Origin of the sequence: Streptomyces sp. NPDC048142, assembly GCF_043202835.1 — a bacterium.
Taxonomy (GTDB): domain Bacteria; phylum Actinomycetota; class Actinomycetes; order Streptomycetales; family Streptomycetaceae; genus Streptomyces.
In genome coordinates, this window is the sequence record NZ_JBIDBC010000003.1 from 97992 (window position 1) to 113351 (window position 15360).

A 15360-nucleotide genomic window follows, 5' to 3' on the forward strand; every position below is an offset into this window, starting at 1 on the left:
GTGAACAGCTCGTTGCACCGGACTCGCCGGACCTGTCGGTCTCCCGCCCGTCCCACCCGTCCCACCGGATGCGTCACAGCTCCACCCGTCCCACCGGATGCGTCACAGCTCCACGCGGGCCGCGATCGGGAGGTGGTCGCTGTCGGTCGCCGCGAGCGTCCAGGAGGACAGCGGCTCGACCCCCTTCACCATGATCTGGTCGATCCGGGCCATCGGGAACGAAGCGGGCCAGCTGAATCCGAAGCCGTCGCCCGCCGCACCCTGGGTGGAACGCATCTGGGAGGTGACCGCGTTCAGCGAGCGGTCGTTCATCGTGCCGTTCAGGTCGCCGAGCAGGACGACACGCTTCACCGGCTCGTCGGCGATGGCCTCGCCGAGCGCGTCGGCGCTGTCGTCGCGCTGGTTGGCGGTGAACCCGGCGTGCAGCTTCACGCGGACGGACGGCAGGTGGGCCACGTACACCGCGACCTCGCCCTGCGGGGTCGTGACCGTGGAGCGCATCGCCCGGGTCCAGCCCATCTTGATGTCGACCGGCTCGGTGTCGCTGAGCGGGTACTTGCTCCACAGCCCGACGGTGCCCTGGACCGAGTGGTACGGATAGCGGTCGGCCATCGACTTCTCGTACGTGGGGACCTGCCGGCCCGGGAGTTCCTGGAGGGCCACGACGTCCGCCCCGGAACCGGCGACCTGCTGGGCGGTGCCTTCGGGGTCGGGGTTGCCGGCGTTGACGTTGTGGGTGGCGACGGTGAGGTCGCCGCCACCGCCGCCGCTCTTGTCGGTGAGCAGGCCCCCGAACACGTTGAGCCAGACCACGGCGGGCAGCAGCAGCGCGATCAGGGCGGTCGCGGAGCGCCGCACCAGGGCCAGGACCAGCAGCACCGGGACGAAGAGCGCGACCCACGGCAGGAACGTCTCGATGAGGCTGCCGAGGTTGCCGAGCCGGTTCGGGACCTGGGCGTGGAGGACCATCAGCAGGGTCAGCAGGACCGAGCAGAGGGCCAGCACGATCCCGCGCCGCCAGATGCCCCGGTCGGACGTCAGACGGTCCCACAGGCCCCGGAAGCGGGATCCTCCGGCCCCCGGCTGCTCCGCGCTGCCGTTGCCCGTGTCCGCTCCGTACGCCTGCACCATCGCGCTGTCCTCACTGCCGTGCCCTGCCCATTGCCGCGCTCACGACCCTAGGCGATGAGCTGCGCCATTCCCTCCGCCGGTCCGCCGGCCTGTCCGGCGACCTGTCCGGCGTCCGACGACCGTACGGAGAGCTACGGAGACCCCGTACGGAAGGCAGGACGACAGATGCGGGACGGCGGGTTCCGGCCCGGGGCCGGTCGGGGGGCCTTATGAGGGAACGATCACACTTGTCCGGGGGCGAGGCCCCCCAGCAGAGCGGCGATGACGCGGTCCACGAGGTCCTCGGGGAGCGGCGCGTCGGGGCGGTGCACCGTGCGGACGAGCATGGGGCCGACGAAGAGGTCGTCGATCAGCTCCACGTCGAGGTCGTCGCGCAGTTCCCCGGCGGCGACGGCGCGCCGCACCGCCTCCAGCATCGCGACGCGCCGGGGGGCGATCACCGTGCTGAAGTACTCCTCCCACAGCTTCGGGTGGCTCTTCATCTGGGCGAAGATGTTGACCAGGAGCACCGAGGAACGCTGGGCGAGGCCCCGGGTGCGCATCGATTCCATCATCACGCGCAGGTCGGCCAGGCCCGCGGTGCCGGAGACGGGCGGGTCGGTGGGCTCCATGTCGCGTACGACGTCGACGAAGAGCTCCTCCTTTCCGCCCCAGCGCCGGTAGATGGTGGCCTTGCCGACGCCCGCCGTGCGTGCGATGCGCTCGATGGAGAGGCCCGCCAGCGGCTCGCCCGCCTCCAGGAGGGCGATGACGGCGTCCAGGATCGCCCGTTCCGCCGCGGCGGAACGGGGCCGTCCGCGGCGGGGCTCCGGATCAGCCGCCCCGGCCGGTCGCTCGCCCCCGTCCCGTGCCCCGCACCCGTCCCGCTCGCCGTCCTGGCCTTGCACCTGAAACCGCCTCTCACCGCGCCGTCGTCCCTCGTACGTCCCGGCGCACGCCTGGCGCACGACCGGCGTACGTACGCCATACGTCCGCCGTACGTTCGTACGTCTGCCGTACGTCCGTTGTACGTCCGCCCGTCGTTCCGCGTACGCACGTCGCCCCGATTCTCGCCGACCCTGGGAGCGCTGAGCGACGAGCCTCACCGGGCCGGCCGTGGACCGTCGGTTCGTCAGTGGCCGATCGGTTCGTCAGTGGCTCAGTTGTTCCTCCGTGGGCCGGGCTTCCTCGGGGGCCTCCGCCGCCGGGGTCCGGCCGGGCAGGAACAGGCCGACGACGACCGCCCCGATCAGGGCGACGGCCGCCGAGCCGAGCGCGGTCACGTGCATGGCGCTGATGAACGCGTCGTTGGCGGCGGCGGCCAACGGCTTTCCGGCCACCGGGCCGAGCTTCTCGGCGACCCCGAGCGTGGCCTCGATGGACTCCCCCGCCATGTCCCTGACCCCGGCCGGGACCGCGCCGAGGTGACCCTCGATGTCGCCCCGGTAGACGGTGGAGAGCACCGAGCCGAGGACGGCGATCCCGAGCGCGCCGCCGACCTGGCGGAAGGTGTTGTTGATCGCCGATCCGGAACCGGCCTTCTCGCGGGGCAGGGCCTGCATCACGGCGACGGTGACGGGCGGCATGATGTGCGCCATCCCGGTGCCCTGGACGAAGAAGACGAGGCACATCGCCCACACCGGCGTACCGGCGTCGAACAGGGCGAACGAGGCGAGCCCGGCGGCGACGAGCAGCATGCCCACCGTGCAGACCGCGCGGGCGCCGAAGCGGTCGACGACCAGCCGGGCCCGGGGCGCGAAGATCATCTGCGCGGCGGCGAGCGGAACGATCAGCAGGCCCGACTCCAGGGCGGTGTAGCCGCGCACGCTCTGGAGGTAGAAGGCGGCGAAGAAGGTCACTCCCATCAGCGCGAAGAAGACCAGCGCGATGGCGGCGACGGCGGCGGAGAACGCGGGCTCGCGGAAGTACGTGATGTCGATGGCCGGGTGGCTGCTGCGCTTCTCGTGCCAGACGAATCCGGCCAGCACCAGCAGCCCGCCGACGATGGAGAGGAGAACGGTCGTATCGGTGAAGTCGGCCAGTTCGCCGCCCCGGATGATCCCGTACACCAGCAGGACCAGGCCCACGACGGAGAGCGCGACGCCCACCGGGTCGACCTTGCCGGGGTTCGGGTCGCGGGAGTCCGGGACCAGGATCGCCATGGCGACCAGCGCGATCACGACCACGGGGACGTTCACCAGGAAGATCGAGCCCCACCAGAAGTGCTCCAGGAGCAGCCCGCCGGTGATCGGGCCGATGGCGATGCCGAGCCCGACGCTGCCCGCCCAGATGCCGATGGCCTTGGGCTGCTCGTCGCGCTCGAAGACGTTCATCAGGACGGCGAGGGTCGCGGGCATCACGAAGGCCGCGCCGAAGCCCATCAGCGCCCGCCAGGTGATGAGCTCGCCGGGTGAGGCGGAGAAGGCGGCCAGCGCGGAGCCGGTGCCGAAGACCAGGATGCCGGCGAGGAGGACCTTCTTGCGGCCGATGCGGTCGCCCAGCAGGCCGGCGGTGAACAGGAGTCCGGCGAAGACGAGCGTGTAGGAGTTGATCGCCCACTCCAGCTCGCTCTGGGTGGCGCCGATACCGGTGGGTGCCGGGCCGGCGATCGTCTTGACCGCGACGTTCAGGATCGAGTTGTCCAGCACCACGATGAGCAGGCTGAACATGAGGACGGCGAGAATCCACCAGCGGCGGCGGTGGATCGCCTCGGGAACACGGGGCACGGCGGCGGGAGCGCCGGACGGTATGGGCATGGGGACGATCCTAGCTCCATTTCGATACGAGACCGTCTCGTATTGTTAAAGCTTTCCCCCGAGGCCGCCGCTTTCCCCTCGGGGCCGCTTTCCCCTGGGGGCCGCTTTCCCCTCGGGGCAGGGGGTCCGGACACACGTGCGGGCCCACTTCCCGAGGAGCGGGGCGGGATGCCACCATGGAAGGGATCCGGGGACGCCGTCAGGGCGCCTCGAGATGACGAAGGAGCCACCGGCCATGTCGCTTCCGGCTGCACAGAATCCGTCCTCCCCCGCGGGCGCCTCCGCCGACAGCAGCAAAGCGCTGTACGGAGGGAAGTCCACCCGCCGCATCACCGTCCACGACATCGCCGCCGCCACGGAGCGCGGCGAGAAGTGGCCGATGCTCACCGCCTACGACGCGATGACCGCGTCCGTCTTCGACGAGGCCGGGATCCCGGTCATGCTCGTCGGGGACTCCATGGGCAACTGCCACCTCGGCTACGAGACCACCGTGCCCGTCACGATGGACGAGATCGCCATGCTGTCCGCCGCCGTCGTACGGGGCACCAAGCGCGCCCTGATCGTCGGCGACCTGCCCTTCGGCTCGTACCAGGAAGGCCCCGTCCAGGCGCTGCGCAACGCCACCCGGCTGATCAAAGGGTCGGGCGTCGGCGCGGTCAAGCTGGAGGGCGGCGAGCGGTCCCACGAGCAGATCCGGCTGCTGGTCGAGGCCGGCATCCCGGTCATGGGCCACATCGGCCTGACCCCGCAGTCCGTCAACGCGATGGGCTACCGGGTCCAGGGGCGCGGCGAGGAGGCCGCGCAGCAGCTGCTGCGCGACGCCAAGGCCGTGCAGGACGCGGGCGCGTTCGCCGTCGTACTGGAGCTGGTGCCCGCCGAGCTGGCCGCCGAGGTCACCCGTACGCTGCACATCCCGACCGTCGGCATCGGCGCCGGTTCCGCGACCGACGCGCAGGTGCTGGTCTACACGGACATGGTCGGGCTGACCGGCGGCAAGGTGCCGCGCTTCACCAAGCAGTACGCGAACCTGCGGCAGGTCCTCGGCGACGCGGCGAAGGAGTTCGCGGACGAGGTCGTCGGCGGCACGTTCCCGGCGCCGGAGCACACCTTCCACTGACCGCCGGAGCACACGTTCCACTGACCGCCGCAGCCACATTCCGCTGACCGCCGGAGCCACGTTCCACTGGCCGGCGGCCCATGGCGGACCTGCTGGTCCACCGACCATTTCCCGCACCACCGACAGCCCGCCGACATCCCCCGTCGGCGGGCTGTCGCCTGCGCGACGGCCGGTGCCGGGCCGTGTCGGCGGCCTGTCGGCGGGCGCTGGTCTGCTGGTGGACATGGAACGAATCGACAAGAACCCCAACAGCGGCCGGAACGCCGTCGAGGTACGGGGGCTGGTCAAGCACTACGGCGAGACCAAAGCGCTGGACGGCGTGGACCTAGACGTCCGCGAAGGCGCCGTCCTCGGTGTGCTCGGCCCCAACGGCGCCGGCAAGACCACCCTCGTACGCTGCCTGTCCACCCTGGTCACTCCCGACGCCGGCCACGCGTTCGTCGCGGGCTACGACGTGGTGAAGCAGCCCCGGCAGCTCCGCCGCACCATCGGCCTGACCGGGCAGTACGCCTCGGTCGACGAGAAGCTCTCCGGCTGGGAGAACCTCTACATGATCGGGCGGCTGCTCGATCTGCCCCGCAAACAGGCGCGGGCCCGCGCCGACGAGCTGCTGGAGCGGTTCTCGCTCACCGGGGCCGCCAGGCGGGCCTGCATGGAGTACTCCGGCGGGATGCGCCGCCGGCTCGACCTGGCCGCCTCGATGATCGGCAGCCCCGCCGTGCTCTACCTGGACGAGCCGACGACGGGGCTCGACCCCCGGACCCGTAACGAGGTCTGGGACGAGGTGCGGCGGATGGTCGCCGAGGGCGCGACCGTGCTGCTGACCACCCAGTACATGGAGGAGGCGGAGCAGCTCGCCAAGGAGCTGACCGTCATCGACCAGGGGAAGATCATCGCCCGGGGCGGGGTCGACGAGCTGAAGGCCAAGGTCGGGGGACGCACCCTGCGGATCCGGCCATCGGACCCGGCGGAGCTGGCCGCGATGGCGCGGGCGATCCGGGAGGCCGGGCTCGACGGCGTCGCCGGGGCGCAGGCCGTGCCGGACGAGGGACTGCTGCACGTGCCGATCCTCAGCGACGAGCAGCTGACCGCTGTCATCGGGCTGCTGGGCGTCCGGGGGTTCTCCCTCGCCCATGTCTCGACGGCCCTGCCCAGCCTCGACGAGGTGTTCCTCGCGATCACCGGCGACAAGGCCACTCCCCTCTCCGACCGGGCTCCCCAGGAGGTCGCCGCGTGAACACCACGACACTGCCCCCCGCCCCCGTCGGGTCCGCGGGCACCGGTCCGTCGAAGGACCGGGTGGCCGAGGAGGGCCGGATAGGGATGCGGGCCGATCTGCGGCACGTCGGGGCGCTGGTCCGGCGCAATCTGCTCCAGATCAAGAAGGACCCCGAGTCGATGTTCGACGTCCTGCTGATGCCGGTCGTCTTCATCGTGCTCTTCGTGTACGTCTTCGGCGGCTCGGTCGGCGCCAGCCTCGGCGGTGACCGGCAGTCCTATGTGAACTACCTGGTCCCCGGGCTGATGGCGATGATGGGCGTGAACATCGCCATGGCCGTCGGCACCGGCGTCAACGACGACTTCCGCAAGGGGGTCATGGACCGGTTCCGGACGATGCCGATCGCCCGCTCCTCGGTGCTCGTCGCCAAGATCGTGGTCGAGCTGGGCCGGCTGCTGGTCGCCACGCTGATCCTGCTCGCCATGGGGTTCGCCCTCGGTATGGAGCTGAACGGCTCGGTGTTCGGGCTCCTCGGAGCGGTCGCGCTGGCCGCGGCGTTCGGCGCCGCCATGATGTGGATCTTCATCCTGCTCGGGCTGGCCATGAAGACGGCCCAGGCTGTTCAGGGGACGGCGATGCTCGTGCTGATGCCGCTGCAGTTCGGTTCCTCGATCTTCGCGCCGCCGCAGACCATGCCGGGCTGGCTCCAGGCGTTCACCGACCACAACCCGCTGTCCAACCTCGCGGACGCGGCGCGCGGGCTCATGCAGGGCGACCCGGTCGCGGAATCGGTCTGGTGGACGCTCGCCTGGGCCGCCGGGATCACGGTGGTGGTGGCTCCGCTGGCGGTCGCCAAGTTCCGCAGGAAGGCCTGAAGCAGGGGCGGGCGCGCCGCTGGCAGGGCACCTGCGCCCCCGGCCCGGGGTGTTACGCCGGCGGGTCCCTCCGGTACGTCTGCGCCAGGGCGGTGGCCTCGTCGAGGGTGAGGCCGCCGCCCTGCTCGTACGCCGCCGTGTAGGCGTCGTCGTCGAGCCGGGCCCGCACGGCTTCCTCGGCCTCGATGAGGCCCTGGCACTCCAGGGCGGTCGGCACATGCCCGGCCGGCACCAGAGTCGCCTGGAGGCCGAGCAGCCGGGCTGCGGCGGCCGGGGCACCGGGGGCGTCGAGTCCGGCGAGGGCGCGGGCGATGGTCATCAGCTGTCTGGAGGCCATCTGCGGGGCCATCATCCTGGCGAGCCGGTCCTGGGCGCGGGCCAGCGCGTCCAGCCCGGTGGCGAGTGCGGAGGCATGATCACCCACCAGGTTGTCCAGCCATGCCAGCACCCCGAGCACGAACCCGTCGAAGACCCCGATCGTGCGGGAGCTGAACTCATCACGCAGCAGGACGATCTGCTCCCGTGCCTCGGCCACCCGGCCCACGCGGCCGTACAGGAACCCCAGATGCAGCCGGGCGGTCGGCATCGCCTGGTGCCCGGCGAACCGGCCGCCGTCGACGACATCGCACAGGACGGCCTCGGCCTCGTCAAAGCGGTCGAGTTCGGTGAGGGCCCCGGCGTACCGGGCTCGCAACACGGCCACCTGGGCGTGGGCGCCGAGCGCCCGTGCGTAGTCGATCGCGGCCAGATAGTCGGCGGCGGCCTCGGCGAACCGGCCCTTGCGCTCGTTCGCCTCCCCCCGGGAGGACAGCGATTCGGCCGCACCCCAGTCGTCGCCGAGCCGGACGAAGATCTCCAGGCTCTCGTCGGCGTCGGCCAGCGCCTCTCCCGCCCAGTCGGGGCGGTTGGCCAGTACCTTGGCGCGGATGTCCAGCGCGGCGCCCAGCTCCCATTCGTAGGCGAACTCACGGGAGGACCGGACCGTCTCGTCCATCACCTCCCGCATCTCGTCGGCCTTGCCGGTGAGCAGGACCGCGAACATCCAGAGCGCACCGGGTGTACGGCAGGCCTGGGGCTGCCCGGCCCGGTAGGTCCGGGCGATGATCCGCATCCGCTCCAGGCCCTGCGGGGTGAGCCACTCGTTCATCGCGCGGTCCATGCTGACCATCCGGATCAGCCCCGCCCCGCGCCGCGCCTCCTCGACCTGCTCCGGTTCCCAGGGCGGCGGCCGGTCGGTGGTCCGCTCCAGCAGGGAGGGGGCCTGGACGCCGGGCGGGGCGAACGGGTCGGGGCCGAGAGCGGCCACCGCCCCGGACCACTGACGGGCGTCGGCGTTCAGTTCGTGCATCAGCCAGTACCAGGCCATCGAGAGGACGATGCAGAGTCCTTCCTGCTCCTCACGTGCCGCGACGGCGTGCCGGAGCGCGGTGCGCAGGTTCTCGTACTCGCGCTGGAAGACCACGATGGCCTCCCGCTGCCCCGCGCCGCGCAGCCTCGGCCCGGTGCTACGGGCCAGTTCCCGGTAGTGGGCCAGGTGTCGGCGCTCGACGGCGTCCCGCTCGCCCGCCTCCCGCAGACGCTCGGCGGCGTACTCGCCGACGGTCTCCAGCAGCCGGTAGCGCATCTCCTCGTCGTCGCCGGGCGCGGCGACGACGAGGGACTTGTCGATGAGGGAGCCGAGCAGGGACGCGACGTCCGGGGATTCCACGGCGAAGCCGCCGCCCGGGGCGGGCAGGGCGCAGACCTCCTCGGCGGCGGCGAGTGAGCAGCCGCCCGCGAAGACGGCCAGCCGGCGCAGGACGGCCCGTTCGGCGTCGTCCAGCAGGTCCCAGGACCAGTCGACGACCGCGCGCAGGGTCTGCTGGCGGGGCAGCACGGTGCGGCTGCCGCTGGTGAGGAGCCGGAAGCGGTCGTCCAGCCGGCCGGCGAGCTGGCGGGGGGGTGAGCATCCGCAGCCGGGCGGCGGCCAGTTCGATGGCGAGCGGCAGTCCGTCCAGGCGGCGGCAGATCTCGGCGCAGGCGGCGGCGGTCGCCTCGTCCGCGTCGGTACGGAAGCCGGGGCGGGCGGCGGCCCCGCGCTCGGCGAGCAGGCGCAGCGCCATCGGGCCGGGCAGCGGTTCCACGGGGCGCACGAACTCGCCCGGTACGCCGAGGGGTTCGCGGCTGGTGGCGAGGACGGTGAGCTGGGGGCAGTGGGCCAGCAGATGGCCGGTGAGGGCGGCCGCCGCTCCGACGACGTGCTCGCAGTTGTCCAGGAGGAGCAGCATCCGGCGCGGGGCGCAGTGCTCGGTGAGGCGTACGAGAGGGTCGGCGCCGGTGCGGTCGGCGGCCCGCAGCTCCTCGGCCCCGGCCCCGCGCAGCACGCTCTCCCGGGCGCCGAGCGCGGTCAGGACGGCTTCGGGCACGACGTCCGGGTCGTCGACGGGGGCCAGCTCGGCGAGCCAGACGCCATCGGGCCAGGCCCCGGCGGCGGCCTCGGCGGCCTCCGCGGCCTCCTGGGACAGCCGGGTCTTTCCGGAGCCGCCGGGGCCGAGCAGGGTGACGAGCCGGGCGCGGCCGAGGTCCTCGCGCAGGGCGGCGATGTCGGCGTCGCGGCCGACGAAACTGGTGAGCCGGGCCCGGAGGTTCCCGTGGGCGGGCGGAGGCGTCGGGGGCGGGGCCGCGTGGGCGGGCTCCGGGGCGGCGGGCGGCGCGGCCGGTTCCTGCTGGAGGAGCTCGGCGTGCAGCGCGCGCAGCGCCGGGCCGGGGGCGGTGCCGAGGCGGTCGTCGAGCAGGGTGCGGACCTCCTCGTACGCGGCCAGCGCCTCGGCGGGGCGTCCGGCGTCCCGCAGCGCCCTGATGCGCAGGACCTGGAGCGGCTCGTCGAGCGGTTGGGTGTCGCAGAGCGCGGCCAGCTCCGGCAGCGCCGCCCCGGGGCTCCCGACGGCGAGGAGGGCGCCGAGCCCGGCCCGCCGCGCGTCGAGCCTGCGGGCCTCCCAGCGGGACGCGGCCGCCGTGCGGTCGGGAAGATCGGCGAGGGCGGGCCCGGCCCACAGCGCGAGGGCCTCCTCCAGGACGGCGAGGGCGCTCGAAGCGTCGCCGGCCTCCAGCGCCCGGCTCCCCTCCCCCGTCAGGCGCTCGAAGCGGTGCAGGTCCACGGCGTCCGGCGGGGCGGCGAGCCGGTAGCCGCCCGCCACGGACTCGACGGCGCTCCGGCCCAGGGCCCGCCGCAGCCGCCCGACGAGGGCCTGGAGGGCGCCGGCCGCGTCGGCGGGCGGGTCGCCGTCCCACACCTCGTCGACGAGGACCCCGGCCGGGACGGTCCGTCCGGGGCGCAGCGCGAGAACGGTGAGCAGGGCGCGCAGCCGCGCCCCGCCGAGGGCGACGGCCGTACCGTCGTCGCGAAATGCCCGGGTGGTGCCGAGGATGCAGTAGCGCACGGGGCCATTGTCCGTGACGGCGCGGGGCGCGGTGTTGACAGGGTGGAACTCCGTCACCGGTCCCCGACGTTCCCGCCGTGTCGGAACCGCCGGACCCGTACCAACCGTCGAAACCGTGCCAACCGTGGAGTGCGAACCGTACGATCGCCCTTCCCGGCACCGCGCCCTTGTGCCACCCACCCCCAGGAGTCGAGTGCCGATGACCACCGCAGCCAAGCGCGGCGACCGGAGAATCAGTCCGGTCTTCCTCGGCATCGCCGCCGTCACCGCGGTCGCGGGCTGGGCGGTGTGGACGGGTTTGGCGGACGCCACCGGCTTCGCGGTCTTCCTGTTCGTCACCGGGGCCTGGGTCGTCTCGCTCTGTCTCCACGAGTACGCGCACGCCCGTACCGCGCTGCACAGCGGGGACCTCTCGGTCGGGTCGAAGGGCTATCTGACGCTCAACCCGCTGAAGTACACCCACGCGCTGCTCAGCATCGTGCTGCCGGTGCTCTTCGTGATCATGGGCGGGATCGGACTGCCCGGCGGCGCGGTGTACATCGAGCGCGGCCGGATCCACGGCCGCTGGAAGCACAGCCTGATCTCGGCGGCGGGCCCGCTGACCAACGTGGCGTTCGCGATCGTGTGCACGGCCCCGTTCTGGCTGGACGCCCTCGACGGGGTGCCGGTCGCCTTCCGGTACGCGCTGGCGTTCCTGGCGATGCTCCAGGTGACGGCGGCGATCCTGAACTCCCTGCCGATCCCGGGGCTGGACGGCTACGGGATGATCGAGCCCTGGCTGTCGTACCGGATCAGGCGTCAGGTGGAGCCGATCGCGCCGTTCGGGCTGATCGCGGTGTTCGCGATCCTGTGGATCCCCGAGGTGAACATCGTCTTCTTCGACGCGATCCACGCGCTGCTGGGCGGACTCGGCGTCGAGGAGTTCCAGCGGTATTGCGGTTATGACCTCTACCGCTTCTGGCTGGGCCTCTTCGACGAGCAGGATCCGGGCTGCGCGGTCGCGTAACGGAAGCGGCGGGGCGGGCTCAGCCCGCGTCGGCGGCGGTCATCCGGTGCCTGCGGATGTAGAACCAGGTCATGTTCGACGAGAGGCCCGCGATGAGCACCCAGACGATCCCGAGCAGACTGCCCTGCGCGAAGGAGACCACGGCCGCCACGACGGCGAGGACGCAGACGACGAGGGCGTAGAGAGCGATGCGGGGCATGGGGGTCGACTCCTGTCGGGGAACGGGTCGCGGTCCCCTCCAGTGTCCCCCATGCCCCGTTGTGCCCCGCCCCGGGGAGCCGTGCCGGGGTGGCGTGCCCCGGGGACGGGGTGCCCGGGGGTGGCGCGCCCCGGGCGCGGCGGTCCGGCCGCCCGGGGAGGGCTCCTCCCCGGGCAGGCCCGGTCAGACGTCGGTGGTGCGCAGCCCGGCGTGGGCCTTGTAGCGGCGGTTGACCGAGATCAGGTTGGCCACCAGCGACTCGACCTGGTGCGCGTTGCGCAGGCGGCCCGCGAAGATGCCGCGCATCCCGGGGATGCGGCCCGCCAGCGCCTGCACGAGGTCCGTGTCGGCCCGTGCCTCGCCCAGGACCAGCACGTCGGTGTCGATCTCCTCGATGGACTCGTCCTGGAGCAGCACGGCCGAGAGGTGGTGGAAGGCGGCGGTGACCCGGGAGTCCGGCAGCAGGGCGGCGGCCTGCTCGGCGGCGCTGCCCTCCTGCGGCTTGAGGGCGTAGGCGCCCTTCTTGTCGAAGCCGAGCGGATTGACGCAGTCGATCACCAGCTTGCCCGCGAGCTCCTCACGCAGGGACTCCAGCGTCTTGGCATGGCCGTCCCACGGCACGGCGACGATCACGATGTCGCTGCGCCGGGCGCACTCCGCGTTGTCCGCGCCCTCGACGCCGAAGCCCAGCTCGGCCGCCGCCTGTTCGGCACGCGCCGCGTCCCGGGAGCCGAGGGTGACCCGCTGTCCGGCGCGGGCGAGCCGGTAGGCGAGGCCGCGCCCCTGCGGTCCGGTCCCGCCGAGCACGCCGACGCTCAGGCCGGAGACGTCGGGAAGGTCCCAGGGGTCCTTGGCGGGGGGCTTGGGCGCGCTGCCGCTGTCCTGTGTAGTCATGAGCCGACCCTACTGCCAGGTAGCTCCCGGGAAACCGGCTCGCCCGGCCGACCCAGCCGCCGCCCTCCCCGCCGGCGGCCAAGGGGCCCGGGGCGTACCGGAAAATCGGCTTGCCCTGATCGTCCGGCAGTACGGATCATGGCCCTTCGTGACCGCAGCGCCGCCCTCCTCCGCCCCCTCGTCCCCTTCATCCCCCCCGCCGCTGTCGGCCCGGATCCGCGCCCTGCTGCCGGATCTTTCGCCGTGGCGTTCCTCGACGGACTTCCGGCTGCTGTGGGTCCAGGGCCTGATCACGTACTTCGGCAGCTTCATGGCGCTCATCGCGCTGCCGCTCCAGATCAAGGACCTCACGGGTTCCCCGCTCGCGGTCGGGGCGATGGGCGCGGTGGAGCTGGTGCCACTGGTGGTCTTCGGGCTGTACGGCGGTGCGCTCGCGGACTCGGTGGACCGCCGCCGGGTCATCCTGCTCACCGAGGCGGGGCTCGGGGTGCTCGCCGCGATCCTGCTGGTGAACGCGCTGCTCCCGGAGCCGCTGCTGTGGCCGCTGTACGTGGTGGCCGGCGGGGTGTCCGCGCTCGCCGGGCTCCAGCGGCCCGCGCTGGACTCCCTGATGGCCCGGATCGTGCCGCACGAGCAGCAGACGGCGGCGGCCGCGCTGAACTCGCTGCGCTGGCAGATCGGGGCCATCGCGGGCCCGGCGCTGGCCGGTCTGGTGGTGGCGTACGCCGGTCACGGCACGGCGTATGGAGTGACGGTGGGCACGTTCGCCGTCTCCGTCGTGCTCTGTCTGCGGCTCTCCCCCGCGCCGCCGGCGCGTGACGCGCGGAAGCCGTCGCTGCGCGGGATCGTCGAGGGGGCGCGGTACGCGTGGAGCCGGCCGGTGCTGCTGGGGACGTACGCGATCGACCTGGCGGCGATGTTCTTCGCCTTCCCGAACACGATCTTCCCGTTCCTGGCGGACGAGCTGGACGCGCAGTGGTCGCTGGGCCTGATGTACGCGGCGGGCTCGGTCGGCTCGCTGGCGCTGGGGCTGACCAGCGGCTGGACGTCACGGGTGCGCAGACACGGGCTGTTCGTGGTGTTCGGTGCGGCGGCCTGGGGGCTGGCCATCGCCGCGGCGGGCTGGTTCTCCAGTGTGTGGGTGGTGCTGCTCTGCCTGGCCGTGGCGGGGGCGGGCGACATGCTCAGCGGGCTGGGGCGCGCGACGATCTGGAACCAGACGATCCCGGAGGAGCTGCGGGGCCGGCTCGCGGGCATCGAGGTGCTCTCGTACAGCATCGGCCCGCAGCTGGGTCAGGTGCGGGCCGGGGCGATGGCCGGCTGGACGGGGACCCGGTCGGCGATCTGGACGGGCGGGGTGGCGTGCGTGGTGTCGGTGGCGCTGCTGACCGCTGCGCTGCCGAAGCTGGTGCGGTACGACTCGGAGACGGATAAGGACGCGGTACGGAGGCGGCAGGCGCGGGCGGAGACGTGAGCGGTCCGCCGTTTCCGGGGCTCCGCCCCCGCCCCCACTCCTCAAGCGCCGGAGGGGCTGAAAAGGTGTCCTCAATCGCCGGACGGGCTTGAGGGGCCCTTGTCCTCGTCGTGCCACTTCGGGTCCGTGTCCCACTCCAGGTTGCGGTCGCGGGCCGTGTCCATCGCGTGTTGTGCCGCCTCGCGGGAGGTGTAGGGGCCGAAGCGGTTCTGGGCCGGGCACTCCGGGCCCTCCTCGACCTTCTTGTGCTCCAGGCAGTAGTACCACTCGCCCGGTTTGCCGACCGTGCGCTTCTTGAACAGGGCCATCGACGGCTCCTTTCCTCCCTGCCATGGTGCCCCGGGGCCGCTGGTTAGACTCGCTGACATGTCTGGCCAGTCGCTTCTCGTACCAGGGGAGATCACTCCCGTCCGTTCCGTACCCGGAAACATCCGGCGTCCCGAGTACGTGGGGAAGCCGGCTCCGACGCCGTACACCGGCCCGGAGATCCAGGACGCCGATACCGTGGAGCGGATGCGCGTCGCGGGCCGTATCGCCGCGCAGGCGATGGAGGAGGCCGCCCGGCACATCGCCCCCGGGGTCACCACGGACGAGCTCGACCGGGTCGCGCACGACTTCATGGTCGATCACGGCGCGTACCCCTCGACGCTCGGCTACCGGGGCTTCCCGAAGTCGCTGTGCAGCTCGCTCAACGAGGTCATCTGCCACGGCATCCCCGACTCCACCGTGCTGCGCGACGGCGACATCGTGAACCTGGACGTCACCGCGTACATCGACGGAGTGCACGGCGACAACAACGCCACCTACTTCTGCGGCGACGTGGACGAGGAGTCGCGGCTGCTGGTCGAACGCACCCGGGAGTCGCTGAACCGGGCCATCAAGGCGGTCAGGCCGGGACGCCAGATCAATGTGATCGGCCGGGTCATCGAGTCGTACGCGAAGCGGTTCGGCTACGGGGTCGTCCGCGACTTCACCGGGCACGGGATCAACACCTCGTTCCACTCCGGCCTGATCGTCCCGCACTACGACAGCCCGCACGCCACCACGGTGATGCAGCCGGGGATGACGTTCACCATCGAGCCGATGCTGACGCTGGGCACCCACGAGTACGACCTGTGGGAGGACGGCTGGACCGTGGTGACGAAGGACCGGAAGCGGACGGCCCAGTTCGAGCACACGCTGGTGGTCACGGAGACCGGAGCGGAGATCCTCACCCTTCCGTAGTCACCCCCTCCTGTAGATCACTCCCTCCCGTAAACCACCCCAAAGCTTTCATAACTGCACACTTCAC

Annotated in this window: 12 protein-coding genes and 1 pseudogene; 6 read left to right on the forward strand and 7 right to left on the reverse strand. The window is 72.3% G+C overall.

Translation table 11 applies throughout. The features are described 5' to 3' along the window. Positions 1 to 102 precede the first annotated feature (102 nt). From ACGF2Y_RS05360 to ACGF2Y_RS05370, 3 genes are all read right to left on the reverse strand, one after another. Complete coding sequence (locus tag ACGF2Y_RS05360; RefSeq protein ID WP_392943373.1) at positions 103 to 1131, reverse strand: endonuclease/exonuclease/phosphatase family protein; 1029 nt, start codon at positions 1129 to 1131, stop codon at positions 103 to 105. A gap of 221 nt (positions 1132 to 1352) precedes the next feature. Further along, a complete protein-coding gene (locus ACGF2Y_RS05365; protein ID WP_392943374.1) occupies positions 1353 to 2018 on the reverse strand; it encodes a TetR/AcrR family transcriptional regulator in 666 nt (221 codons plus the stop codon). Positions 2019 to 2261: 243 nt separating this feature from the next. Further along, positions 2262 to 3866, reverse strand: a complete 1605-nt coding sequence (locus tag ACGF2Y_RS05370; protein ID WP_392943375.1) for an MFS transporter — start codon at positions 3864 to 3866, stop codon at positions 2262 to 2264. A gap of 235 nt (positions 3867 to 4101) precedes the next feature. On the opposite strand from ACGF2Y_RS05370, the gene panB reads away from it, so the two are divergent. The 3 genes from panB to ACGF2Y_RS05385 all read left to right on the forward strand — a co-directional run bounded on the left by panB (position 4102) and on the right by ACGF2Y_RS05385 (position 7077). After that, the gene (gene panB / locus ACGF2Y_RS05375) at positions 4102 to 4983 is read left to right on the forward strand and encodes a 3-methyl-2-oxobutanoate hydroxymethyltransferase (RefSeq protein ID WP_392943376.1); all 882 of its coding nucleotides are present in this window, start codon (positions 4102 to 4104) and stop codon (positions 4981 to 4983) included. 223 nt (positions 4984 to 5206) lie between these two features. Then, positions 5207 to 6220 carry an ATP-binding cassette domain-containing protein gene (locus ACGF2Y_RS05380; protein ID WP_392943377.1) on the forward strand — a complete coding sequence of 338 codons (1014 nt, stop codon included), beginning with the start codon at positions 5207 to 5209 and terminating at the stop codon, positions 6218 to 6220. Next, on the forward strand, positions 6217 to 7077 hold the full coding sequence (locus ACGF2Y_RS05385; RefSeq protein ID WP_392943378.1) for an ABC transporter permease: 861 nt from the start codon (positions 6217 to 6219) through the stop codon (positions 7075 to 7077). Before ACGF2Y_RS05380 ends, ACGF2Y_RS05385 begins: the two co-directional genes overlap by 4 nt. A gap of 52 nt (positions 7078 to 7129) precedes the next feature. Here ACGF2Y_RS05385 and ACGF2Y_RS05390 read toward each other — a convergent pair. After that, positions 7130 to 10496: pseudogene (locus ACGF2Y_RS05390) on the reverse strand (BTAD domain-containing putative transcriptional regulator). Between the two features lie 199 nt (positions 10497 to 10695). Here ACGF2Y_RS05390 and ACGF2Y_RS05395 point away from each other — a divergent pair. Then, entirely contained in the window at positions 10696 to 11502 is an 807-nt protein-coding gene (locus ACGF2Y_RS05395; protein WP_392943379.1) for a site-2 protease family protein, read from the forward strand. A 19-nt stretch (positions 11503 to 11521) separates the two neighbouring features. On the opposite strand, the gene ACGF2Y_RS05400 is transcribed toward ACGF2Y_RS05395, so the two are convergent. Continuing rightward, a complete protein-coding gene (locus ACGF2Y_RS05400; RefSeq protein ID WP_392943380.1) occupies positions 11522 to 11701 on the reverse strand; it encodes a hypothetical protein in 180 nt (59 codons plus the stop codon). A gap of 183 nt (positions 11702 to 11884) precedes the next feature. After that, positions 11885 to 12595 carry an NADPH-dependent F420 reductase gene (npdG, locus tag ACGF2Y_RS05405; RefSeq protein WP_392943381.1) on the reverse strand — a complete coding sequence of 237 codons (711 nt, stop codon included), beginning with the start codon at positions 12593 to 12595 and terminating at the stop codon, positions 11885 to 11887. Positions 12596 to 12809: 214 nt separating this feature from the next. On the opposite strand from npdG, the gene ACGF2Y_RS05410 reads away from it, so the two are divergent. Continuing rightward, entirely contained in the window at positions 12810 to 14069 is a 1260-nt protein-coding gene (locus ACGF2Y_RS05410) for an MFS transporter (RefSeq protein ID WP_392943663.1), read from the forward strand. Positions 14070 to 14140: 71 nt separating this feature from the next. Here the strand turns inward: ACGF2Y_RS05410 and ACGF2Y_RS05415 are convergent, their stop codons facing one another. Then, positions 14141 to 14377, reverse strand: a complete 237-nt coding sequence (locus tag ACGF2Y_RS05415) for a hypothetical protein (RefSeq protein ID WP_392943382.1) — start codon at positions 14375 to 14377, stop codon at positions 14141 to 14143. Between the two features lie 58 nt (positions 14378 to 14435). On the opposite strand from ACGF2Y_RS05415, the gene map reads away from it, so the two are divergent. Then, on the forward strand, positions 14436 to 15293 hold the full coding sequence (gene map / locus ACGF2Y_RS05420; protein WP_392943383.1) for a type I methionyl aminopeptidase: 858 nt from the start codon (positions 14436 to 14438) through the stop codon (positions 15291 to 15293). The last annotated feature ends 67 nt before the right edge of the window (positions 15294 to 15360 follow it).